The organism is Variovorax sp. V116 (genome assembly GCF_041154435.1).
GTDB lineage: Bacteria > Pseudomonadota > Gammaproteobacteria > Burkholderiales > Burkholderiaceae_C > Variovorax > Variovorax paradoxus.
The window spans coordinates 4932766-4955000 of sequence record NZ_AP028661.1; the positions used below are offsets into that span (position 1 = coordinate 4932766).

A 22235-nucleotide genomic window follows, 5' to 3' on the forward strand; every position below is an offset into this window, starting at 1 on the left:
GCCGGCCGCGCTCAGGCCGCGCCCGTCTCCCAGGTGCGGCCTGCCGGATCGGCCAGCGCGAGCCGCATGGTCTCGATGAAGCGGCGCAGGCGCGCCGGCTGGAAGCGCGACGGCGGATAGATCAGGTACACCGGCAGCGGCGCCACATGCCATTGCGGCACCAGCTGCACCAGCCGGCCGGCGGCAATGTCCTCGTTCACCAGCCAGGCCGAGGCCATGCAGGCACCCAGGCCCATGCGCGCCGCGCTTTGCAGCGCATAGAGGCTGTCGGTGCTCATGCGCGGGCGGATCGGCACGCGCGCGACCTCGCCGCTCGGGCGGTGCGTGAGCAGCACCTCATTGCGATAGAAGGTGCGCAGCGCGAGCCACGGCAGCTCGGCCAGCTCCGACGGATGCGCAGGCAGTGCGCGCCCAGCCAGCACCGAGGGCGCAGCGACCACCACGCGCGGCACTTCCGAGAGCTTGAGCGCCACCGCCAGGGTGTCGGTCACCTCGCCGACCTGGATCGCGCAGTCGACGCCTTCGGCGATGAAGTCGGGCCGGCGGTCGTTCAGCAGCCATTCGACCGACACGCGCGGATAGGCCCGGAGGTAGTCGGCCAGCGGACCGACCAGCAGCAACTGGCCGAGCGCATGCGGCGCCACCACGCGCAGCGTGCCCTCGGGCTCGTCGCCCACACCGCGCAGGTCGGCCTCGAAGGCGTGCCAGTCGGCGAGCAGCTCCCGGGCGCGCTCGTAGCAGCGCTCGCCATCCTCGGTGAGCTTCATGGCGTGCGTGGACCGGCGCAGGAGCCGCACGCCCAGCGAGCGCTCCAGCGCCTGCAGGCGGCGGCTCACGGTGGGCTGCGTCGCACCCATCTGGAGCGCGGCGGCCGAAAGGCTGCCGGCCTCGACGATATGGACGAAGGTCTGCATCAGTTCGATGCGGTCGGCGGCGGGAGAGGAGAGAGTCGACATGGCTTGCTTTATTCGCTTGGCGTATAGGCATTGTGCGATTCTCGAGACTACCAAGCTATACCGTGAGCGTGCACATTTCAGTCATCGCTCGATATTCAAGGGTTAACACCATGTCTTCCATTCAAAATATGCATGCAGCGGCTGGTGCCGTGCCGGAGGGGCGCAGCCTGCCGGGATCGCTGGTGCTGCTGCTGGCCACGGGTGCGGGCCTGTCGGTGGCGTCGCTCTACTACGCCCAGCCGATGCTCGGCGTGCTGGGCGCGGACATCGGCGCCTCGCCCCGCTCGGTGGGGCTCATTCCCACGCTCACGCAGCTGGGCTACGCACTCGGCATCCTGCTGCTGGCGCCGCTGGGCGACCGCTTCGACCGGCGCCGCATCGTGCTGGCGAAGGCGGCCGCGCTGTGCGCCGCGCTGCTGGTGGCCGGCGCCGCGCCGTCGATCGGCGTGCTGCTCGCGGCCAGCCTGGCGATCGGCCTGGCGGCGACCATGGCGCAGGACATCGTGCCCGCGGCCGCCACGCTGGCACCCGAGGCCTCGCGCGGCAAGACGGTGGGCACGGTGATGACCGGGCTGCTGCTCGGCATCCTGCTGTCGCGCGTGGTGAGCGGTTTCGTGGCCGAGCACTTCGGCTGGCGCGCGATGTTCATCGCGGCCGCGGCCAGCATCGCGCTGATCGGCGCGGCCGCCTGGCGCGGGCTGCCGCGCTTCCGGCCCACCACGCACCTGGCCTACGCCGCGCTGCTCGGCTCCCTGGGCACGCTGTGGTCGCGCCACCGCATGCTGCGCCGCGCCGCGCTGGCCCAGGCGCTGCTGGCGGTGGGATTCAGCGCGTTCTGGTCGACGCTGGCCGTGATGCTGCATGGCGCCCCCTTCCACCTGGGCAGCGCGGCGGCGGGCGCCTTCGGCCTGGCCGGCGCGGCCGGCGCGCTGGCGGCGCCGCTGGCCGGCCGGCTGGCCGACCGCCGCGGGCCCGAGCTGGTGACGCGGCTGGGCGCCGGGCTGGCGGTGCTGTCGTTCGCGGCCATGGGCCTGGCACCGCTGATGGCGCCGCAGGCGCAGCTCTGGCTGCTGGCGCTGGCCGCAGTCGGCTTCGACCTGGGCATGCAGGCGGCGCTGATCGCGCACCAGACCATCGTCTACGGCATCGAGCCCGGTGCGCGCAGCCGCCTCAATGCGGTGCTGTTCACCAGCATGTTCATCGGCATGGCGGCCGGCTCGGCGCTGGGCGCGCTGGCGCTCGCGCAATGGGGCTGGGCCGGCGTGACCGGGCTGGCGACCGCCACGGCCGCCGCGGCGCTGGCGGTGCGGCTCTGGCCGCGCAAGGCCAGGTAGCGGCGGCTCACCTTGAGCCCGCTGCGCAGCACGGCTTGAATTCGACGGTGGGGCCGAAGGCAGTGTCGATGACCCGGGTATGCGATTCCGCCTGCAGGTCTTCTCCGCCGCCGCCACCGGCCGCCGCGGCGCCGATGCGCCGCACTTCCTCGGACTGCGCCTCGTCGAGCGGCGCCTTGCCATGGGCGCGCGGCAGCATGACGTAGACGGCGAAGAGCGCGGCGTTCACGACGAGCGCCAGCGCGATCACCTTCTCGTAGACGGAAGAAATGCTCTGTGCATGGCGCGGTTGCATATGGCTCTCCTGCGCATCGGTGCGCACTGGCGGTAAACATAGGCGATCGGCGCCGCCGCGTCCTCCGAAGCAATGACGGCCCCCGAGCCCCACTCCGGTGCATTCGGACTGGCACGTCGCTTGCATAACCTGACCACTTGCTCTGATTAAGCGGTCAAATTCATGCGCGTGCTCGTCGTCTACTGCCATCCGGTCGAAACCAGCTTCCACGCCGCCCTGCACCAGGAGGTGCTGAAGAACCTGCGCGCGGCCGGGCACGAGGTGGACGACTGCGACCTGTACGCCGAGGGCTTCAACCCGGTGCTCTCGCGCGAGGAGCGGCTCGGCTACCACGAGGTGCCGGGCAACCAGCTGCCGCTCAAGCCCTATGTGGAGCGGCTGCGGTGGGCCGAGGGCATCGTGTTCTGCTTTCCGACCTGGTGCTTCGGCCTGCCGGCGATGCTCAAGGGCTACTTCGACCGGCTCTTCATGCCCGGCGTGGCCTTCGACATCAGCGATCCGGCCAACGTGAAGCCGATGCTCACGCACATCAAGCGCATCAGCGCCGTGGTCACCTACGGGCGGCCGCGCTGGATGGCCTGGTACATGGGCGACCCGCCGCGCAAGATCGTCACGCGCTACATGCTGCGGCTCACGGGCCGCCGCGCCCGCGTGGACTACCACGCCCACTACCACATGAACGTGGCGACCGAGCCCCAGCTCAAGCGCTTCATGGCACGGGTCGGCGCCGCGATGGCGCGTTTCGCATGAAGGCGCCCGCGCTGCTCGGCAATGCGCGCCTGCCGCGCTGGCTGCTGCCGGCCGGCTGGCCAGAGCGCGACGGCGTGCCGGTGCTGGCGCGCATCGCGCTCGAGGCCGGCCGCGTGCAGTCGGTGCGGCCCGCTTCCGGCCCGGACGAGCCCCACCCCGAAGCATGGGACCTGGCCGGCACGCTGGTGCTGCCGGGCTTCGTCGACGCCCACACGCACCTGGACAAGGCCTTCACGCTGCCGCGCATGAAAAAGGTGCAGCCCGGCCTGCTCGGCGCCATCGACGCGATGCTGGCCGACCGCGTGCACTGGAGCCCCGCCGACGTGCACGAGCGCGCCGCGCGCGGCCTGCAGTGGGCCTGGGAATGCGGCACCACGCATGTGCGCACGCATGTCGACTGGTGGGAGCCCGACACGGTGCCGCTGGCCTGGCCCGTGATGGCCGAGCTCGCGCAGGAATGGGCCGGCAAGGTGCGGCTGGAGCAGGTCAGCCTCATCAAGCTGCCGCTGTTCGAGGACGCCGCGCAGGCCCTGCGGCTTGCCAAGCAGGTGAAGGCCACCGGGCCGCATGCGCTGCTTGGCGGCTTCGTGCATTCCACCAACTGGAGCGAGAACGCGCTGCGCAACCTGCTGGTGGCGGCGCAGGCCTGCGACCTCGACGTCGACCTGCACGTCGATGAAGAACTGAATGCGTCGGCGGTCGGCCTGCAGGCCACCGCGCGCATCCTGCGCGAGATCGGCTTCGAAGGCCGCGTGGTCTGCGGCCACGTCTGTGCGCTGGCCGCGCAGCCCGAAGCCCAGGCCTTCGCTACGCTCGATGCCGTCGCACGCGCGCCGATCACCATCGTCTCGCTGCCCGCCACCAACCTGCTGCTGCAGGACGCGGTGACGGGCCGCACGCCGCGCCTGCGCGGCCTCACGCTGGTGAAGGAAGCGCGCGAACGCGGCATTCCGCTGCTGTTCGCGAGCGACAACGTGCAGGACCCGTTCTGCCGCCTCGGCAGCTTCGACCCGGTCGAGGCGCTGGGCACGGCCGCGCTCGTCGCCCAACTGCCCGATCCCTTCGACGACTGGTCGCAGGCGCTGTGCCGCGGCGACTGGCTGCAGCGCGCCCCCGCCACGGCGGCGCCCACGCTGGTGGGCGCCAAGGCCGACCTCGTGCTGTTCACCCAGGCCGACCGCCATGGCTGGCCTTCGCGCAGCGCCACCCGCGTGGTGCTGCGCGAGGGCCGCGTCACGCATGGCGATGCGGCGCCCTTCCTTCCCCGCTGACGAACAAAGGACCCCCATGCTCCACGGCTACATCCCGCCCCACCGCTTCCTGCCCTACCTGAGCTGGACCGAAATCGCGGCACTGCCCGACCGCGAGAACACCGTCATCGTGCTGCCCTGCGGCGCCATCGAGCAGCACGGCCCGCACCTGCCGTGCTCGGTCGACAGCGTGATCGCCTCGGGCGTGATGGGCAAGGCGCTCGAGAAGCTGCCGGCCGAGGTGCGCGCCTTCGCGCTGCCCACCATCACCTACGGCAAGTCGGAAGAGCATTTGCACTTTCCCGGCACCATGACGCTCACCGGCACCACGCTCTTGTCGACCGTGACCGAGATCGGCGAGTCGGTCTACCGCGCCGGCTTTCGCAAGCTGCTGTTCGCCAATGGCCATGGCGGCCAGCCGCAGGTGCTGGAGATGGCGGCGCGCGAGCTGCGGCTGCGCCATGGCGACTTCGTGGTGGTGCCGCATGGCGTGTCGCGCCTGCCGAACGCATCGAGCAGGCAGATCAGCGAGCAGGAAAAGAAGCTCTCGATGCACGCCGGCCATTCCGAGACCGCGCTGATGCTCGCGCTGGCGCCCGACACCGTGCACATGGAGCGCGCGGCCGCCAACTTTCCGCCGCCGTTCCCGATCAAGCTGCTGTCGGCCGATGGCCGCCCGGCCTGCGCCTGGACCGCGCGCGACTTCGGCCCGAGCGGCGTGATCGGCGACCCGACCAGCGCCACGCGCGAACAGGGCCAGGAGATCCTGGACACGCTGTCCGACAGCTGGGTGCAGGCGCTGACCGAGCTGCATGCGCTGCGCTGGGTGGTGCGCGAGGAAGCCACCTGGGAGCGCGGCCACCAGCAGGGCTTCATCCAGCAGTCCTTCGAGGCCGCCTGAGGCGCGCTACTTGCATCCGCTTCATCGCTTTTTTTCCAACCCTTCCTTCACCAGCCTTCGAGAGGTTCCCACCATGCGCTCCTTTGCTCTTTCCATGGCCGGCGCCGCCGCGCTCGCACTGTTCGCCGCGGCCGCACCGGCCCAGGCGCAAGACAAGTTCACCTACATGACCAACTGGTATGCGCAGGCCGAGCATGGCGGCTTCTACCAGGCGGTGGCGCTGGGCATCTACAAGAAGCACGGCCTGGACGTGACCATCAAGATGGGCGGCCCGCAGGTCAACATCACGCAGATGATGGCCGCGGGCCAGGCCGACTGCATCATGGGTTCGAGCGACATCCAGATGATGCAGGTGCGCGAAGGTGGCGTGCCGGTGGTCAACGTGGCGGCCTTCTTCCAGAAGGATCCGCAGGTGCTGATCGCGCACGACGACGTCAAGAAGTTCGAGGACCTCAAGGGCAAGACGCTGCTGATCGGCGCGCAGGCCAACCGCGGCTACTGGCCCTGGCTCAAGGCCAGGTTCGGCCTCAAGGACGAACAGACGCGCCCCTACACCTTCAACATCCAGCCCTTCGTGGCCGACCCGAACGCCGCGCAGCAGGGCTACCTGACCTCGGAGCCCTACGCGATCCAGAAGGCCGGCGTGAAGAGCACCGTGCTGATGTTCAGCGACCACGGCTTCCCGGCCTACGCCACCACGGTGTCGTGCATGGAAAAGACCGTGAAGGACCGCAGCAAGCAGGTGGAAGCCTTCGTGAAGGCCTCGGCCGAAGGCTGGAAGAGCTACCTCGCCGATCCGGCGCCCGCGAATGCGCTGATCAAGAAGGACAACCCCAACATGACCGACGACCAGCTGGCCTACAGCGTGGCCAAGCTCAAGGAAATGGGCATGGTCACCGGCGGCGATGCGGCCAAGCTCGGCATCGGCGTGATCACCGATGCGCGTTCCAAGGCGAGCTACGACTTCCTCGTGGGCGCCAAGCTGCTCGACCCGGCAAAGGTGGAACTCGCCAAGACCTACACCACCGAGTTCGTCAAGGACGCCAAGGTTTTGCCCTGAGCCATCCACCCATGAACCGCATCGAACCCCACACCCTCGCGCCGCCCGCGGCGCCTGCCGTGCCCGCGGTGGAAGTGCTCTCGGCCGAGAAGACCTACCCCAACGGCACGCAGGCGCTGCTGCCGGTGGACCTGTCGATCGCCGAAGGCGAATTCGTCACGCTGCTCGGGCCTTCGGGCTGCGGCAAGAGCACGCTGCTCAAGATGGTGGCGGGCATGCTCGAGCCGAGCGACGGGCGGCTGCTGGTGTGGCGCAAGCCGGTGGCGGAGATCCACAGCTGCCCGCACAAGCTGTCCTTCGTGTTCCAGTCGGCCACGCTGATGCCGTGGGCCAGCGTGCGCACCAACGTTCGGCTGCCGCTTGACCTGGCCGACGTGCCGCGCAAGGAGGCCGACGCGCGGGTGATGGAGTCGCTCGCACTGGTGGGGCTCGAGAAGTTTGCCGATGCACTGCCGCGCGCGCTCTCGGGCGGCATGCAGATGCGCGTGTCGATCGCGCGCGGCCTCGTCACGCAGCCCGACCTGCTGCTGATGGACGAGCCCTTCGGCGCGCTCGACGAGATCACGCGCCACAAGCTCGACGCCGACCTGCTCGACCTCTGGCGCAAGAAGAAGCTCACGGTGATCTTCGTGACGCATTCGATCCACGAGGCGGTGTTCCTGTCGACCCGCGTGGTGATGATGGCCGCGCGGCCGGGCCGCGTGGTGGAGCAGTTCCACATCGACGAGCCCTACCCGCGCACACCCGACTTCATGGTGACGCCGGAATTCGCGCGCCACGCCAGGCGCCTGCAGGACAGCCTGCTGCGCGCGAGCCAGGGCGACGAGGAGCACGCACGATGAAAAGCCCGCCCCTCCTGAGCCAGCCGCGCGTGCAGCGCGTGCTCTATCCCCTGCTCATCGGCGTGGTGCTGGTCGCGCTGTGGCAATGGATGGTGGTGGCCATGGAACTGCCACCCTACCTGGTGCCCTCGCCCTTCCTCATGGTGCAGACGCTCGTGACCGACTGGGCGCCGCTCGGCAGCGCGCTCCTGGTCACGCTCAAGATCACGCTGCTGTCGTTCCTGCTGGCCACCGTGGCCGGGGTGCTGATCTCGTTCCTGTTCGTGCAGAGCAAGCGCATCGAGACCGCGCTCTTTCCGTATGCGGTGCTGCTGCAGGTGACGCCCATCGTGGCGGTGGCGCCGCTCATCATCATCTGGGTGAAGAACCCGGTGGCGGCCATGACGGTGTGCGCCGCGCTGGTGGCGCTGTTCCCGATCATCAGCAACACCACGCTCGGCCTGCGCAGCATCGACCCCGACCTGCAGAGCTACTTCAAGCTCAACCGCGCGACGCGCTGGCAGCAGCTGGTGCGGCTGCGCATCCCGAGCGCGCTGCCGTACTTCTTTGGCGGGCTGCGCATCTCGAGCGGCCTGGCGCTGATCGGCGCGGTGGTGGCCGAATTCGTGGCCGGCACCGGCGGCTCCGGCGCGGGCCTGGCCTACCAGATCCTCCAGGCCGGCTTCCAGCTGAACATCCCGCGCATGTTCGCGGCCCTGCTCCTGATCTCCCTGACCGGCGTCGCGCTCTTCGTGCTGATGGCCTGGCTCACCAAGCTGGCGCTGGGCTCGTGGCACGCGAGCGAACTTTCCCAGGATTGAACCTTGACCATGACCGCCTCCATTTCCGCCATCGAAGAGCTGCGGCTCGAACTGCCCGGCCTCGACTGGATCACCGACGAGGGCCGCGTCACGCGCCTGTCGCAGGACTTCTCGTGGTTCAGCCCCGTGCTGAACCGACAGTTGAAGGACAAGCGCGCCGACGTGGCCGTGCGTCCGCGCACCGAGGACGAGATCCGCGCCGTGGTCGGTGCCTGCGCGCGCCGCGGCGTGCCGATCACGCTGCGCGGCAGCGGCACCGGCAACTACGGCCAGACCACGCCGCTCGCGGGTGGCGTGGTGCTCGACATGACCGGCTACAACGCCTTCCTGTGGATGCAGCCCGGCGTGGCCCGCGCGCAGGCCGGCATCCGCCTGGGCGAGCTCGAGAAGCAGACCAAGCCCTCGGGCCAGGAGATGCGCAGCATGCCTTCCACCTACCGCAGCGCCACGCTCGGCGGCCTGTTCGGCGGCGGCTTCGGCGGCGTGGGCTCCATCAACTACGGGCCGCTGGGCGCGCCCGGCAATGTGCTGGGCATCCGCGCGATGACCATCGAGCCCGAGCCGCAGGTGATCGAGTTGCGCGGCGCCGAGGCCATGCGCATGCACCACCTCTGGGGCACCAACGGGCTGGTGCTGGAGCTGGAAATCGCACTGGCGCCGGCGCATCCCTGGCTCGAGACGCTGGTGACTTTCGACAGCTTCGCGGATGCATTGCACTTCGCCGACAAGCTCGCGAATGCGCCCGGCATCGTGAAGCGGGAGATCGCCTTCTTCGCCGCGCCGATCTCGGACCACCTGGCACAACTCGCGGCGCACCTGCCCAAGGGCTGCCACACGGTGCTGTCGCTGGTGGCCGAGTCCTGCGAGCCGGCCATGCTGCAGCTGGCCGAGGCGCACGGCGGCACCGTGAGCTACCGCAGGACCGCGGCCGAGGTGCAAAAGAGCAACCGCACGCTGATGGAGTTCACCTGGAACCACACCACGCTGCATGCGCTCAAGGTCGATCCGACGCTCACCTACCTGCAGAGCGGCTTCGTGCCGGGCCGGCACGTCGAGCAGATCATCGAGATGGAGCAGCTGCTGGGCGGCGAGGTGATGATGCACACCGAGTTCATCCGCAACGTGGCCGGTCTCATGACCTGCAGCGGGCTGCAGCTGGTGCGCTTCAGCACCGAGGAGCGTCTCGCGGAGATCATCGGCATCCACCGCGCGCGCGGCGTGCACATCAACAACCCGCACGTGAACATCGTGGAGGACGGCAAGGCGGGCGGGCCGCTGCCGCCCGAGGTCATCGAGATGAAGAAGCGCTTCGACCCGATGGGCCTGCTGAACCCGGGCAAGCTGCGCGACTGGCCCGTGAAGGCGGTGCCGGCGGAGGTCTGACGACGACGGGCGCCGCCGGGTCAGCCCTGGCGGCGGCGCAGCACGAAGGCGATGGCCACGATGGCGATCGCCGCAATCCACAGCGGCCACAGCCCGAAGTGCGCGACCCAGCGCGCAAAGGGGGTGAGCCCCGTGCGGCCTTCGACCGAGGCTTCGAGCACGCCGCGCGTGAGCCGCGGCAGCTGGTGCGTGACGCGGCCTTCGGCATCGATGACCACCGTGGCGCCGGTGTTGGTGGCCCGCACCATCGGCCGCGCGAATTCGAGCGAGCGCATGCGCGAGATGGCCAGGTGCTGGTCGATGGCCACCGAGTCGCCGAACCACGCGATGTTGCTCACGTTGAGCAGGATGGTCGGCGCCGTGGCCTCGTCCTTGAAGTTGGCGCCGATCTCGTCGCCGAACAGGTCTTCGTAGCAGATGTTCGGCGCAATGCGCTGGCCCTGCCAGGCAAAGGGCGCCTGCGCCAGGCCGCCGCGCGCGAAGTCGCCGAGCGGGATGTTCATCATGCGGATGAACCAGCGAAAGCCCGGCGGAATGAATTCGCCGAACGGAACCAGGTGGTGCTTGCTGTAGCGGTAGGGCTGCGCCGCACCGGGCTGGAAGCCGAGCACCGCGTTGCTGTAGGTGCCCTGGCCGCCCAGCGGCAGGCCGACGATGGCCGCCTGCGTGCCCTGGCTGTAGCGCGCCTGGATCGCCTCCAGGTAGCCCTCGGGCAGTTGCTGCGGCAGCAGCGGCAGTGCGGTTTCGGGGGTCACCACGAGCGAGGCCTTGGCATCGCGCAGCTGCTCTCCGTACCAGCGCAGCGCCAGGTCGATGCCGCCGCCCGGAATGAATTTTTCGTCCTGCGGGATGTTGCCCTGCAGCAGCGCGAGCTGCAGCTTGCCGCTCGAACCCCTGGCGCCCTGCGCGTCGCCGGGCAGCGGTGCCACGAGGTGCGGCGCGGCGAATGCAGCGGCGACCAGCACCAGGGCCTGCGCGAGCGCGATGCTGCGCGCGGGCCGGGTCAGCGCCACCAGCGCGGCCACCAGCGCAGCCACTGCGCCGATGCCGTACACGCCGATCCACGGCGCCCAGGCCGCCAGTGGCCCCTCGACGTGCGCATAGCCGCCCGCGCCCCAGGGAAAGCCGGTGAACCAGCTGCCGCGCACGAGCTCGGCCAGCGTCCACAGCGCGGCGAACACCAGCGCGCCGGCCACCGGCCCGCGCGGCCCGCGAACGACGAACCAGGCGCAGGCCACCGCGTAATAGAGCCCGAGCGCGGCCGCGAGCGAGAGCACCGCAATGGCCGCGAGCGGCGCCGGCAGCCCGCCGTAGGTGTGCATCGAAATGAAGAGCCACCAGAAGCTGCCGGTGAGCCAGGCGGTCGAGAAAAGCCAGCCATGCAGCCCGGCGCGGCGCCAGCCCGCACCCTCGGCGCGCAGCCAGTCCAGCAGTCCGACGAGCACCGCCAGCGAAACAAGCTGCAGCCACCACAGCGGCCGGCCGTTCGCGGGCCAGGCAATGGCCGCGGCCTGCGCAAGGCCCGCGAAGGCAAAGGCCAGCAGGCGCAGCAGGCCCACGGCGGAAAAGGCGGGAGACGTGCGGAGCGTGGCCGCTGCCGGCAGCGGCATCAGTCGGCCGCGTCGCTGCCGCGGGCCGGGGACACCTTGAACCAGCGCACGGCCCCGCCCTTGGTGTGCAGCACCACGAAGTCGAAGCCGCCGATCGCGTGGTGCTCGCCGCGCTTGGGCACGTGCCCCATCTCGTGCGCGATGAGCCCGCCGATGGTGTCGAAGTCTTCGCTCAGCTGCTCCTCGTCGAAGACGATGCCGAAGGCCTCGGCCACGCGTTCGATCGGCGTGTCGCCCGAGACGCGGTAGGTGTGGTCGGCCAGGCCGAAGATGTCGCCCTCGTCCTCGGCGATGTCGAATTCGTCCTCGATCTCGCCGACGATCTGCTCGAGCACGTCCTCGATGGTGATGAGGCCGGCCACGCGGCCGAACTCGTCGATCACGATCGCCAGGTGGTTGCGGTTGCCGCGGAACTCGCGCAGCAGGTCGTTCAGTCCCTTGCTCTCGGGGATGAATGTCGCGGGCCGCAGCAGCGCGCGGATGTTGAGCCCCGGCGCGCGCTGCAGCTTGAGCAGGTCTTTCGCGAGCAGGATGCCGATGATGTTTTCCTTCTCGCCCTCGTACACCGGGAAGCGCGAGTGCGCGGTGTCGATGACCAGGTGCAGCAGCGCGTCGAAGGGCGCGTCGATGTTCACCAGGTCCATGCGCGGGGCCGCGACCATCACGTCGCCGGCCGTCATGTCGGCCATGCGCAGCACGCCCTCGAGCATGACGCGCGATTCGGCGCCGATCACCTCGTTGTCCTCGGCGTCCGCGAGGGTTTCGATCAACTCGTCGCGCGAGTCGGGACCGGGGTGGATGAATTCGGCCAGCTTCTGGAGAAAGCCGCGCTTGTCTTCCCGTTCGACGGGTGCGCGTTCAGGGTGAGGGTCGGCCACTGCGGGAGGCGTAGTTGAAGAGATACAAGGATACCGGATTGCGCGTGACAGGCTCTACCGCGTGGCCGCCAGGGGCGCTTTTCAGGTATTCAGGGGGCAGACTTGCTGCGCGCGTCCCGCATGCCGCTGCGCACTTCCTGCAGGCTGGCCAGGAAGGCCCAGAACTGCTTGGCGCGGGTCTTGAGGTGGTAGTCGACCGCTGCGTACTGCTCGAGCGCGATCTCGCTCATGCGGCTGTCGAAGGTGGCGCTCGGCAGCTGCAGGTGGGCTTCGGATTCCGAGCCGCTGCGCACCACGGTGGCGCCGGCGTTGCGGGCGATCTTCAGCATGGCGGCGTTTTCGCTCAGCGCATGGATGAAGAGCATGCCCACGCCTTCGTTGCGCGCCACGACCACGGCCCGCTCGAACAGCCGCGCGCCGTAGCCGCGGCCCCGCGCATGCGCCGCCACCGACACGCCGAATTCGGCGCAGTCGCTGTGCTGCGCGTCCGGCGCGAACGCGAGGTGGGCCATCGCGATCAGGTCGAGCCGGCGGTTGTAGATGCCGAAGAGCTCGTCGCGCTCGAAGTCGAGCCCGTCGACGTAGCGCTGCACCTGCTCGTCGCCCGCGGCGTAGCCGAAGCGCAGGTAGCGGTCGTGCGGCGTGAGCGCCAGCAGGTGCTGGGCGATGCGGTCGCGCTCGCGCGGGCCGATCGAGCGGATCGGCACCATGACGGGTTGCGGCGCAGAGGCTGCGCGCGGTTGCGCCTCAACCATCGGCGCCTTCAGGAAAGAGCCGAGGCCGAGAGACGCCTTCAGGAGGGTCTTGGCGGTAAGCATGGCTCAAATATAAGGGTTTTCCCTTAAACACCAAGCCTGCAGGGGTACTTTCGGGCGACATTTGTGAATCAATACCAGAGAGCGTGTCGTTCACGCAACCATCAGCTGGCTAAACCGGCACGGCTGTTGTGGCCTTGACACGGTCGAGCACGAAGCTGGTCTTGCAATCCTCCACGCTGGGGTGCTTGAGCAGGGTGTCCATGATGAAACGGCTGTAATGCCCCATGTCGGCGACCACCACGCGCAGCAGGTAGTCCATCTCGCCGGTGAGCGCCGCGCACTCGACCACTTCGGGCCAGGTCTGGACGCTGGCGCGGAACAGGTCCATGGGGTTGCGCTTGTGGGTTTCGGTGTGCTTTTCGAGGCGCACATTGAGGTAGGCGGTCAGCCCCAGGCCGATGACTTCGGGGCGCACGAGCGCGACGTAGCGGTCGATGACGCCGCTTTCCTCCAGCCGCTTGACGCGCCGCAGCACGGCGCTCGGGGAAAGGCTGACCTGCTCGGCGATCTGGTCGTAGGTGGCGCGCCCGTCTGCTTGCAGCGTGCGCAGAATGAGCCTGTCGATCTTGTCTAATGCTTCCATGGCGGCATTTTCGCAGTTTTACTGCGCCACGCATCTCCTCGGCGCCCAATAACGCTGAAAACGTGAGTGGCATCCGCTCTACAGTGCAGCACTGGTCGTTCTCGCCCACCCGTTCGCTATTTCCTTCATTCGAACCCCACTTCTGGAGACCCCCATGAGCCACACCGACGCGCCCCCCTTCACGCCCTGGGAGAACCCCATGGGAACCGACGGCTTCGAATTCATCGAATACGCGGCGCCGGATCCGGTCGCGATGGGCAAGGTGTTCGAGCGCATGGGCTTCAAGGCCGTGGCGCGGCACCGCCACAAGAACGTGCTGCTGTACCGCCAGGGCACGATCAATTTCATCGTCAACGCCGAGCCCGACTCCTTCGCGCAGCGCTTTGCGCGCGAACACGGCCCGAGCGTCTGCGCCATCGCCTTCCGCGTGCAGGACGCCAAGCAGGCCAACGAACGCGCGATCTCGCTCGGCGCATGGGGCTTTGCCGACAAGGCGGGTCCGGGCGAATTGAACATTCCCGCCATCAAGGGCATCGGCGACAGCCTGATCTACCTGGTCGACCGCTGGCCCGGCAAGAACGGCGCGAAGCCGGGCGACATCGGCAACATCGGCTTCTACGACGTCGACTTCGAACCGCTGCCGGGCGTGGCCTCGCAGGATGCGCTGGCGCCCAAGGGCAACGGCCTGACCTACATCGACCACCTCACGCACAACGTGTACCGCGGCCGCATGAACGTCTGGGCCGGCTTCTACGAGAAGCTCTTCAACTTCCGCGAGATCAAGTACTTCGACATCGAAGGCCAGGTCACGGGCGTGAAGAGCAAGGCCATGACCAGCCCTTGCGGCAAGATCCGCATCCCCATCAATGAAGAGGGCAAGGAGCAGGCCGGCCAGATCCAGGAGTACCTGGACATGTACCGCGGCGAAGGCATCCAGCACATCGCGATGGGCTCGGACAACCTGTACGAGACCGTCGACGCGCTGCGCGCCAACGGCGTCACCCTGCTCGACACCATCGACACCTACTACGAGCTGGTCGACAAGCGCATTCCCGGCCATGGCGAAAGCGTGGCCGAGCTGCAGAAGCGCAAGATCCTGATCGACGGCAAGAAGGACGCGCTGCTGCTGCAGATCTTCAGCGAGAACCAGCTCGGCCCGATCTTCTTCGAGTTCATCCAGCGCAAGGGCGACGACGGTTTCGGCAACGGCAACTTCAAGGCGCTGTTCGAAAGCATCGAGCTCGACCAGATGCGCCGCGGCGTGCTGTCGGCCGCAAAATAAGCGCCTTTTTCACTGGCCAGGAGCCTCCATGCGCAGCACGTTCTCGATCGGCTTGACCCTCACTGCGGCAACCGCCGCTGTTCTTCTTTCGGGCTGCGCCATGGCGCCGGCCGCCCCGGCGGGCGGCTCGCACCTCGACGCGGTGCAGAAGGCGGCGGTGCTGCGCATCTGCACGCCGGGCGACTACAAGCCCTTCAGCTTCCAGAAGGCCGACGGCGCGTTCGAGGGCATCGACGTCGATCTCATGGCGGGCTTCAGCGCCAGCCTCGGCGCCAAGCCCGAATGGGTCAAGACCACCTGGGCCAACCTGCTGCCCGACCTCGGCGCCGGCAAGTGCGACATCGCCGTGGGCGGCGTTTCCGTGACCACCGACCGGCAAAAGCGCGCCTTCTTCAGCGCGCCCTACATGGTGAACGGCAAGGCGCCCATTGCGCGCTGCGCCGACGTTGCCAAGTACCAGAGCGTGGCCGACATCGACAAGCCTTCCACCCGCGTGATCTTCAATCCGGGCGGCAGCAACGAGCGCTTTGCGCGCGCCAACTTCAAGCAGGCCAAGCTCACGCTGCACGGCGAGAACGTGACGATCTTCGACGAGATCCTTGCCAACCGCGCCGACGTGTTCGTGACCGAATCCGCCGAAGCCATCACGCAGCAGAAGCTCAAGCCGGGCCTGTGCGCGATCAACCCCGACAAGCCGCTGCAATACGGCGAAATGGCCTGGATGCTGCCGCGCGACGACGTGGCCTTCAAGGCCTACGTCGACCAATGGCTGCACCTGCAGCAAGCCGGCGGCGACTTCCAGCGCGTGATGGACCGCTGGCTCAAATAAACCGAAAGAGCATTCCCATGGACACCCCTGCAGCAGCCGCTGTCGTCACGCCCGCCGTCTACGGCGCTTCGGACCGTCCGCCGCGCGGCGACTACTCGCGCGGCGGGGCGGTGCTTGCCGACTACACCTGCCCGCAGGACTGGGCCAGCTACACGCCGGCCGACCACGAGACCTACCAGCGGCTCTACGAACGCCAGGCCGCGCAGCTGCCGGGCCTCGCCTGCGACGCATTCATCAAGGCGCTGCCGCTGCTGGGCGTGAAGGACCGCATCCCTCGCTTCGAGGAGATCAACGAGCGGCTGCACCGCGCCACCGGCTGGGAAATCGTGGCGGTGCCGGGGCTGATTCCCGAGCTGCCGTTCTTCACCTTGCTCGCAAACCGCAAGTTTCCGGTGACCGACTGGATCCGCAAGCCCGAGGAGTTCAACTACATCGTCGAGCCCGACGTGTTCCACGACCTGTTCGGCCATGTGCCGATGCTGTTCGACCCGGTCTTTGCCGACTACGTGCAGCGCTATGGCCAGGGAGGCATCAAGGCGCATGAGCTCGGCGCGGGCGAGAAGCTCGCGCGGCTGTACTGGTACACGGTCGAGTTCGGCCTGATCCGCCAGCCCGACGGCCTGCGAGCCTACGGCGCCGGCATCCTGAGTTCCGTCGGCGAACTGCAGCACGCCGTGCGCAGCGACGAGCCGCACCGGCTGCCGCTCGACCTGCTGCGCACCATGCGCACGAGCTACAAGATCGACACCTACCAGAGCAACTACTTCGTGATCGAGAGCTTCGCGCAGCTCTTCGACCTCACGGCTCCCGACTTCACGCCGCTCTACCAGGCGCTCGACGCCCTGCCCGACATTCCGGCCGGGGTGCTGCTGCCGGGCGAGTCCGGCCGGGCCTGAACGCTCCTTTCGAAGTGATTGCGGCGGCATGCATGCGCTGCGGTTCACTATCGCGTGCGCGACAGCGCATGCCCTGCTCCTAGGACAAGCCCGCTGGCGGCCAGATGTGTCTGGCTCCCACAATCCGCGCAAAAGGAGCTTGCATGCAGACATCCGCGCGACAGAACTATCCGGCCGGCGTGCCGCACGAGATCGACCCCGGGCAGTACCGGTCCCTGCCCCACATGTTCGACGAGGCCTTCGCCCGCTATGCCGATCGGCCGTTCTCGGTTTGCATGGAGCGCTGGATGTCGTATGGCGAGCTCGACACGCTGTCGAAGGCCCTGGGCGCGTGGCTGCAATCGCTGGGCCTCGAGCCCGGCGCGCGGGTCGCCATCATGCTGCCCAACGTGCCCCAGTTCGCGGTCACGATGTGCGGCGTGCTGCGCGCCGGCTACACCTGCGTCAACGTCAATCCGCTCTACACGGCGCGCGAGCTCGAGCACCAGCTCAAGGATTCGGGCGCCACGGCCATCGTCATCCTCGAGAACTTCGCCGCGACGCTGGAACAGGTGATCGAGCGCACGCCCGTGAAGCACGTGGTCATCACTTCGATGGGCGACCTGCTCGGCGGACTCTATGGCGCCTGGATCACGGTGGCGGTCCGCCACCTGGCGAAGATGGTTCCGCCGTACAAGCTGCCGCTGGGCAACGGCCGCAGCGTCACGCCGTTTTCCAAGGTCATCGAAGAAGGGCGCGGGCGCGCGCTGGCGCCGGACCAGAGCACGCTCGATTCGATCGCGTTCCTGCAATACACCGGCGGCACCACGGGTTTGTCCAAGGGCGCGGTGCTGACCCACCGCAACATCGTCGCGGCCACGCTGCAGGCGGAGGCCTGGTTCACGCCGGCGCTGTCGCGGGCGGGCGACCTGGCCAAGGTCAACAGCATCGCGGCGCTGCCGCTCTATCACATCTTCGCGCTCACGCTTTGCCTCCTGGTCATCCGCCAGGGCTCGCACATGACGCTGATTCCCAATCCGCGCGATTTCGGCAAGTTCATTGCGGTGCTCAAGAAGCGGCCCTTCCACATGCTGCCGGCGGTGAACACGCTCTTCAATGCGCTCTTGATGCACCCCGGGTTCAAGTCGATCGATTTCTCCACGCTGTTCGTTTCGCAGGCGGGCGGAATGGCCGCCTCCGAAGGCACGGCACGGCGCTGGTTCGAGGCCACCGGCTGCCCGATGATCGAAGGCTGGGGCATGAGCGAGACCTGCGCGATCGGCACCAACAACCCGGTGTCGAACACCAGCTTCACCGGCACCATCGGCTTGCCGCTGCCCAGCATCGAGATCGCCATCAAGGACGACGAAGGCAACTCCCTGCCCGTCGGCACGCCGGGCGAGCTCTGCATCAAGGGGCCCAACGTCATGACCGGCTACTACAACCAGCCCGCCGAGACCGCCGCTGCCTTCACGCCCGATGGCTTCATGCGCACCGGCGACATCGCCGTCATGCAAGAGGATGGTTACAGCCGCATCGTCGACCGCAAGAAGGACATGATCCTGGTGAGCGGCTTCAACGTCTTTCCGAACGAACTGGAGAACGTCATTTCGCTGTGTCCCGGCGTCGTCGAGTGCGCGGCTGTCGGTGTGCCCGACGAAAAGCAGGGCGAGGCGATCAAGGTTTTTGTCGTGCGCAAGGATGCGGCGCTCACCGAGGAAGCCGTGCTGCAATACTGCAATGGACAGCTCACCGGCTACAAGCGGCCCAAGCACATCGAATTCCGCGACTCGCTGCCGAAGACCAATGTCGGGAAGATCCTGCGGCGCGAGTTGCGCACCAGCGCGGGCGCCTGAATGAACGATCGCGCCGCGGCCGGGCTGCCGGCGAATCTGGTGGTCTTCGAGCGCGGCTGGCTGTCGTCGAACAACATCCTGTTCACCGGGGCCGGCGAGACCACGCTGGTCGACACCGGGTACTGCACGCATGCCGATCAGACACTGGCACTGGTCGAATCGGCACTGGGCGGCCGGCCACTCGACCGCATCGTGAATACGCATCTGCACAGCGACCATTGCGGCGGCAACGCGGCGCTGCAGCAGCGCTACCCGGCGGTCCGGACAGACATTCCGCCCGGCGAGGCGGCGTTGGTGGAGCGGTGGGATGAGCGCGGGCTGAGTTTTCTTGCGACGGGACAGACCTGCCCGCGGTTCCGGTTCACCGGCCTCTTGCGGCCCGGGACCGAATGCATGCTCGGCGGCATCCCGTGGCAGGTGCATGGCGCGCCTGGCCATGATCCCCACTCGATCATCCTCTTCGATCCCGCTTCACGGACGCTGATCTCGGCGGACGCCCTGTGGGAAAGCGGCTTCGGCGTCGCCTTTCCCGAACTCGTGGGCGAACCGTCATTCGGCGATCTGGCTGTGACGCTGGATCGGATCGAGGCGCTGGGGCCGCTGCAGGTGATCCCGGGCCATGGTTCGGTCTTTGGCGATGTCGGCAAAGCCTTGGCCACGGCGCGCCGCCGGCTCGAGGGTCTTCAGCGCGACCCCGTGAAGCATGCGCGGCACGCCATCAAGGTGCTGATGAAGTTCAAGCTGCTGGAGGTGCAGTCCATTGCCCTTGACGACTGGAAAGCCTGGGTCCGCAGCACGTCGTATGTGGATATCGTTCGTTCGCGCTTCTTTGCCGACGTGGAATTGGAGCAACTGGCCGGGGACGTCTTGCACGAACTGATCGGCGCAGGTGCGGCGGAGATGGACTCCTCGGGCATCCGCAATATCTGATCTTTGTCTGCTGGAATAAAAAAAGCGCGCCACCGAAAGATGACGCGCTTTTTAAAGCTGCAAAGAAAAAAGCCCAACACACCGTGTTGGGCTTTTCCTGGCTGTAAGAGCCTGACGATGACCTACTTTCACACGGGAACCCGCACTATCATCGGCGCTGACGCGTTTCACTGTCCTGTTCGGGATGGGAAGGAGTGGTACCACGTCGCTATGGTCATCAGGCATAACTTGTTGTCGTGCTGATCACATGATCAACACAACGAATTCATAGAGTTTGGAATCAGCTTTTGGCGAATTATTTTGAATGCGTCAACTTGGCATAACACCTTGATCTGATTGATCAAAGTTATAGGGTCAAGCCGCACGAGCAATTAGTATCAGTTAGCTTAACGCATTACTGCGCTTCCACACCTGACCTATCAACGTCCTGGTCTTGAACGACTCTTTAGGGGGCTCAAGGCCCCGGCAGATCTCATCTTGAAACGAGTTTCCCGCTTAGATGCTTTCAGCGGTTATCTCTTCCACACTTAGCTACTCGGCAATGCCACTGGCGTGACAACCGATACACCAGAGGTGTGTCCACTCCGGTCCTCTCGTACTAGGAGCAGGCTTCCTCAAATCTGCAGCGCCCACGGAAGATAGGGACCAAACTGTCTCACGACGTTTTAAACCCAGCTCACGTACCTCTTTAAATGGCGAACAGCCATACCCTTGGGACCGGCTACAGCCCCAGGATGAGATGAGCCGACATCGAGGTGCCAAACACCGCCGTCGATATGAACTCTTGGGCGGTATCAGCCTGTTATCCCCAGAGTACCTTTTATCCGTTGAGCGATGGCCCTTCCATACAGAACCACCGGATCACTATGTCCTGCTTTCGCATCTGCTCGACTTGTCAGTCTCGCAGTTAAGCACGCTTATGCCATTGCACTATCGTCACGATGTCCGACCGTAACTAGCGTACCTTCGAACTCCTCCGTTACGCTTTGGGAGGAGACCGCCCCAGTCAAACTGCCTACCATGCACTGTCCCCGATCCAGATAATGGACCTAGGTTAGAACCTCAAACACACCAGGGTGGTATTTCAACGTTGGCTCCACAAGATCTAGCGACCCTGCTTCAAAGCCTCCCACCTATCCTACACAGATCTGTTCAAAGTCCAATACAAAGCTACAGTAAAGGTTCATGGGGTCTTTCCGTCTTTCCGCGGGGAGATTGCATCATCACAAACATTTCAACTTCGCTGAGTCTCAGGAGGAGACAGTGTGGCCATCGTTACGCCATTCGTGCAGGTCGGAACTTACCCGACAAGGAATTTCGCTACCTTAGGACCGTTATAGTTACGGCCGCCGTTTACTGGGACTTCAATCAAGAGCTTGCACCCCATCATTTAATCTTCCAGCACCGGGCAGGCGTCACACCCTATACGTCCACTTTCGTGTTTGCAGAGTGCTGTGTTTTTAATAAACAGTCGCAGCCACCGATTTTTTGCAACCCATTCATGCTTCGTTGTTCACTACACACTAATAGGGCACACCTTCTTCCGAAGTTACGGTGTCAATTTGCCGAGTTCCTTCTCCTGAGTTCTCTCAAGCGCCTTAGAATACTCATCTCGCGCACCAGTGTCGGTTTGCGGTACGGTCGTATATAGCTGAAGCTTAGTGGCTTTTCCTGGAACCTCGTTCAGTCACTTCACGGACAAGTCCGCTCGATCGTTGGCCTCGGTATATGTGCACCGGATTTGCCTAATGCACGCCTACATCCAACTAAACCGGGATATCCAACACCCGGATGACCTATTAAGATCCGTCCCCACATCGCACTATATAACGGTACAGGAATATTGACCTGTTTCCCATCAGCTACGCATCTCTGCCTCGCCTTAGGGGCCGACTCACTCTACGCCGATGAACGTTGCGTAGAAAACCTTGCGCTTACGGCGAGGGGGCTTTTCACCCCCTTTAACGCTACTCATGTCAGCATTCGCACTTCTGATACCTCCAGCACGCTTTACAACGCACCTTCACAGGCTTACAGAACGCTCTCCTACCACTTGCAATAAATTGCAAATCCGCAGCTTCGGTAACTGGCTTAGCCCCGTTACATCTTCCGCGCAGGACGACTCGATCAGTGAGCTATTACGCTTTCTTTAAATGATGGCTGCTTCTAAGCCAACATCCTGACTGTTTTAGCCTTCCCACTTCGTTTCCCACTTAGCCAATTTTAGGGACCTTAGCTGGCGGTCTGGGTTGTTTCCCTCTTGAGTCCGGACGTTAGCACCCGGTGCTCTGTCTCCCAAGCTGTACTCATCGGTATTCGGAGTTTGCCTTGGTTTGGTAAGTCGCCATGACCCCCTAGCCAAAACAGTGCTCTACCCCCGATGGTAATACTTGAGGCACTACCTAAATAGTTTTCGGAGAGAACCAGCTATTTCCAAGTTTGTTTAGCCTTTCACCCCTATCCACAGCTCATCCGCTAGTTTTGCAACACTAGTCGGTTCGGACCTCCAGTACCTGTTACGGCACCTTCATCCTGGCCATGGATAGATCACTTGGTTTCGGGTCTACACCCAGCGACTGATCGCCCTATTCGGACTCGATTTCTCTACGGCTTCCCTATTCGGTTAACCTTGCCACTGAATGTAAGTCGCTGACCCATTATACAAAAGGTACGCAGTCACCCCTTACGAGGCTCCTACTTTTTGTAAGCACGCGGTTTCAGGATCTATTTCACTCCCCTCCCGGGGTTCTTTTCGCCTTTCCCTCACGGTACTAGTTCACTATCGGTCGATGATGAGTATTTAGCCTTGGAGGATGGTCCCCCCATATTCAGACAGGATTTCTCGTGTCCCGCCCTACTTGTCGTTAGCTCAGTACCACACAGGTCATTTCACGTACGGGGCTATCACCCGCTATGGCCAGTCTTTCCAAACTGTTCCGTTATGTCTTGTGCTATCACTAACAGGCTTCTCCGATTTCGCTCGCCACTACTTTCGGAATCTCG

19 protein-coding genes and 2 rRNA genes (1 of these 21 running past the window's edge) are annotated in these 22235 nt (G+C 65.8%); 13 read left to right on the plus strand and 8 right to left on the minus strand.

What is annotated here, in order from left to right:
• Window positions 1-11 precede the first annotated feature (11 nt).
• Entirely contained in the window at window positions 12-956 is a 945-nt protein-coding gene (locus ACAM58_RS23570) for a LysR family transcriptional regulator (RefSeq protein WP_369663666.1), read from the minus strand.
• A 110-nt stretch (window positions 957-1066) separates the two neighbouring features.
• Between ACAM58_RS23570 and ACAM58_RS23575 the strand changes: the two genes are divergently transcribed.
• Window positions 1067-2290, plus strand: coding sequence for an MFS transporter (locus ACAM58_RS23575; protein WP_369663667.1), 1224 nt, complete (start codon window positions 1067-1069; stop codon window positions 2288-2290).
• A gap of 7 nt (window positions 2291-2297) precedes the next feature.
• On the opposite strand, the gene ACAM58_RS23580 is transcribed toward ACAM58_RS23575, so the two are convergent.
• Complete coding sequence (locus ACAM58_RS23580; RefSeq protein WP_369663668.1) at window positions 2298-2585, minus strand: hypothetical protein; 288 nt, start codon at window positions 2583-2585, stop codon at window positions 2298-2300.
• Between the two features lie 162 nt (window positions 2586-2747).
• Between ACAM58_RS23580 and ACAM58_RS23585 the strand changes: the two genes are divergently transcribed.
• The 7 genes from ACAM58_RS23585 (at window position 2748) to ACAM58_RS23615 (ending at window position 9571) form a co-directional block, all read left to right on the plus strand.
• Entirely contained in the window at window positions 2748-3335 is a 588-nt protein-coding gene (locus tag ACAM58_RS23585) for an NAD(P)H-dependent oxidoreductase (protein WP_062367290.1), read from the plus strand.
• Window positions 3332-4606: an amidohydrolase family protein gene (locus tag ACAM58_RS23590; RefSeq protein WP_369663669.1), complete on the plus strand. Its 1275-nt coding sequence runs from the start codon at window positions 3332-3334 to the stop codon at window positions 4604-4606. The genes ACAM58_RS23585 and ACAM58_RS23590 overlap by 4 nt, the downstream gene beginning before the upstream one ends.
• 16 nt (window positions 4607-4622) lie before the next feature.
• Window positions 4623-5486: a creatininase family protein gene (locus tag ACAM58_RS23595; RefSeq protein WP_015867518.1), complete on the plus strand. Its 864-nt coding sequence runs from the start codon at window positions 4623-4625 to the stop codon at window positions 5484-5486.
• A gap of 73 nt (window positions 5487-5559) precedes the next feature.
• Window positions 5560-6546, plus strand: a complete 987-nt coding sequence (locus ACAM58_RS23600) for an ABC transporter substrate-binding protein (protein WP_015867519.1) — start codon at window positions 5560-5562, stop codon at window positions 6544-6546.
• Window positions 6547-6557: 11 nt separating this feature from the next.
• Window positions 6558-7388, plus strand: coding sequence for an ABC transporter ATP-binding protein (locus tag ACAM58_RS23605; RefSeq protein ID WP_369663670.1), 831 nt, complete (start codon window positions 6558-6560; stop codon window positions 7386-7388).
• Window positions 7385-8188 (plus strand): ABC transporter permease, encoded by an 804-nt coding sequence (locus ACAM58_RS23610; protein ID WP_015867521.1) that lies wholly within the window; start codon window positions 7385-7387, stop codon window positions 8186-8188. Before ACAM58_RS23605 ends, ACAM58_RS23610 begins: the two co-directional genes overlap by 4 nt.
• A 9-nt stretch (window positions 8189-8197) precedes the next feature.
• Window positions 8198-9571 (plus strand): FAD-binding oxidoreductase, encoded by a 1374-nt coding sequence (locus ACAM58_RS23615; protein WP_369663671.1) that lies wholly within the window; start codon window positions 8198-8200, stop codon window positions 9569-9571.
• 20 nt (window positions 9572-9591) lie between these two features.
• Here ACAM58_RS23615 and lnt read toward each other — a convergent pair whose 3' ends face one another.
• The 4 genes from lnt to ACAM58_RS23635 all read right to left on the minus strand — a co-directional run bounded on the left by lnt (window position 9592) and on the right by ACAM58_RS23635 (window position 13460).
• On the minus strand, window positions 9592-11181 hold the full coding sequence (gene lnt / locus ACAM58_RS23620; protein ID WP_369663672.1) for an apolipoprotein N-acyltransferase: 1590 nt from the start codon (window positions 11179-11181) through the stop codon (window positions 9592-9594).
• Window positions 11181-12059 carry an HlyC/CorC family transporter gene (locus ACAM58_RS23625; protein ID WP_015867524.1) on the minus strand — a complete coding sequence of 293 codons (879 nt, stop codon included), beginning with the start codon at window positions 12057-12059 and terminating at the stop codon, window positions 11181-11183. The genes lnt and ACAM58_RS23625 overlap by 1 nt, the downstream gene beginning before the upstream one ends.
• 89 nt (window positions 12060-12148) lie before the next feature.
• Entirely contained in the window at window positions 12149-12877 is a 729-nt protein-coding gene (locus ACAM58_RS23630) for a GNAT family N-acetyltransferase (protein WP_015867525.1), read from the minus strand.
• A gap of 109 nt (window positions 12878-12986) precedes the next feature.
• Window positions 12987-13460: an Lrp/AsnC family transcriptional regulator gene (locus ACAM58_RS23635; protein ID WP_015867526.1), complete on the minus strand. Its 474-nt coding sequence runs from the start codon at window positions 13458-13460 to the stop codon at window positions 12987-12989.
• Window positions 13461-13614: 154 nt separating this feature from the next.
• On the opposite strand from ACAM58_RS23635, the gene hppD reads away from it, so the two are divergent.
• From hppD to ACAM58_RS23660, 5 genes are all read left to right on the plus strand, one after another.
• A complete protein-coding gene (hppD, locus tag ACAM58_RS23640) occupies window positions 13615-14742 on the plus strand; it encodes a 4-hydroxyphenylpyruvate dioxygenase (RefSeq protein WP_369663673.1) in 1128 nt (375 codons plus the stop codon).
• A gap of 28 nt (window positions 14743-14770) precedes the next feature.
• Complete coding sequence (locus tag ACAM58_RS23645; protein ID WP_015867528.1) at window positions 14771-15571, plus strand: transporter substrate-binding domain-containing protein; 801 nt, start codon at window positions 14771-14773, stop codon at window positions 15569-15571.
• 17 nt (window positions 15572-15588) lie between these two features.
• Window positions 15589-16467, plus strand: a complete 879-nt coding sequence (gene phhA, locus ACAM58_RS23650; protein ID WP_015867529.1) for a phenylalanine 4-monooxygenase — start codon at window positions 15589-15591, stop codon at window positions 16465-16467.
• Window positions 16468-16610: 143 nt separating this feature from the next.
• Window positions 16611-18302 carry an AMP-binding protein gene (locus ACAM58_RS23655; RefSeq protein WP_015867530.1) on the plus strand — a complete coding sequence of 564 codons (1692 nt, stop codon included), beginning with the start codon at window positions 16611-16613 and terminating at the stop codon, window positions 18300-18302.
• Window positions 18303-19232 (plus strand): MBL fold metallo-hydrolase, encoded by a 930-nt coding sequence (locus tag ACAM58_RS23660; protein ID WP_015867531.1) that lies wholly within the window; start codon window positions 18303-18305, stop codon window positions 19230-19232.
• A 109-nt stretch (window positions 19233-19341) separates the two neighbouring features.
• Here ACAM58_RS23660 and rrf read toward each other — a convergent pair.
• Window positions 19342-19454 (minus strand): 5S ribosomal RNA (gene rrf / locus ACAM58_RS23665).
• Between the two features lie 128 nt (window positions 19455-19582).
• Window positions 19583-22235 (minus strand): 23S ribosomal RNA (locus ACAM58_RS23670); it runs 220 nt beyond the window's last position.

Coding starts and splice junctions, on each gene's coding strand:
- lnt (WP_369663672.1), bottom strand. CDS start 11,181: ATGCCGCTGCCGGCAGCGGCCACGCTCCGCACGTCTCCCGCCTTTTCC.
- ACAM58_RS23595 (WP_015867518.1), top strand. CDS start 4,623: ATGCTCCACGGCTACATCCCGCCCCACCGCTTCCTGCCCTACCTGAGC.
- ACAM58_RS23575 (WP_369663667.1), top strand. CDS start 1,067: ATGTCTTCCATTCAAAATATGCATGCAGCGGCTGGTGCCGTGCCGGAG.
- ACAM58_RS23585 (WP_062367290.1), top strand. CDS start 2,748: ATGCGCGTGCTCGTCGTCTACTGCCATCCGGTCGAAACCAGCTTCCAC.
- ACAM58_RS23660 (WP_015867531.1), top strand. CDS start 18,303: ATGAACGATCGCGCCGCGGCCGGGCTGCCGGCGAATCTGGTGGTCTTC.
- ACAM58_RS23635 (WP_015867526.1), bottom strand. CDS start 13,460: ATGGAAGCATTAGACAAGATCGACAGGCTCATTCTGCGCACGCTGCAA.
- hppD (WP_369663673.1), top strand. CDS start 13,615: ATGAGCCACACCGACGCGCCCCCCTTCACGCCCTGGGAGAACCCCATG.
- ACAM58_RS23655 (WP_015867530.1), top strand. CDS start 16,611: ATGCAGACATCCGCGCGACAGAACTATCCGGCCGGCGTGCCGCACGAG.
- ACAM58_RS23580 (WP_369663668.1), bottom strand. CDS start 2,585: ATGCAACCGCGCCATGCACAGAGCATTTCTTCCGTCTACGAGAAGGTG.
- ACAM58_RS23600 (WP_015867519.1), top strand. CDS start 5,560: ATGCGCTCCTTTGCTCTTTCCATGGCCGGCGCCGCCGCGCTCGCACTG.
- ACAM58_RS23590 (WP_369663669.1), top strand. CDS start 3,332: ATGAAGGCGCCCGCGCTGCTCGGCAATGCGCGCCTGCCGCGCTGGCTG.
- ACAM58_RS23610 (WP_015867521.1), top strand. CDS start 7,385: ATGAAAAGCCCGCCCCTCCTGAGCCAGCCGCGCGTGCAGCGCGTGCTC.
- ACAM58_RS23605 (WP_369663670.1), top strand. CDS start 6,558: ATGAACCGCATCGAACCCCACACCCTCGCGCCGCCCGCGGCGCCTGCC.
- ACAM58_RS23645 (WP_015867528.1), top strand. CDS start 14,771: ATGCGCAGCACGTTCTCGATCGGCTTGACCCTCACTGCGGCAACCGCC.
- phhA (WP_015867529.1), top strand. CDS start 15,589: ATGGACACCCCTGCAGCAGCCGCTGTCGTCACGCCCGCCGTCTACGGC.
- ACAM58_RS23570 (WP_369663666.1), bottom strand. CDS start 956: ATGTCGACTCTCTCCTCTCCCGCCGCCGACCGCATCGAACTGATGCAG.
- ACAM58_RS23615 (WP_369663671.1), top strand. CDS start 8,198: ATGACCGCCTCCATTTCCGCCATCGAAGAGCTGCGGCTCGAACTGCCC.
- ACAM58_RS23630 (WP_015867525.1), bottom strand. CDS start 12,877: ATGCTTACCGCCAAGACCCTCCTGAAGGCGTCTCTCGGCCTCGGCTCT.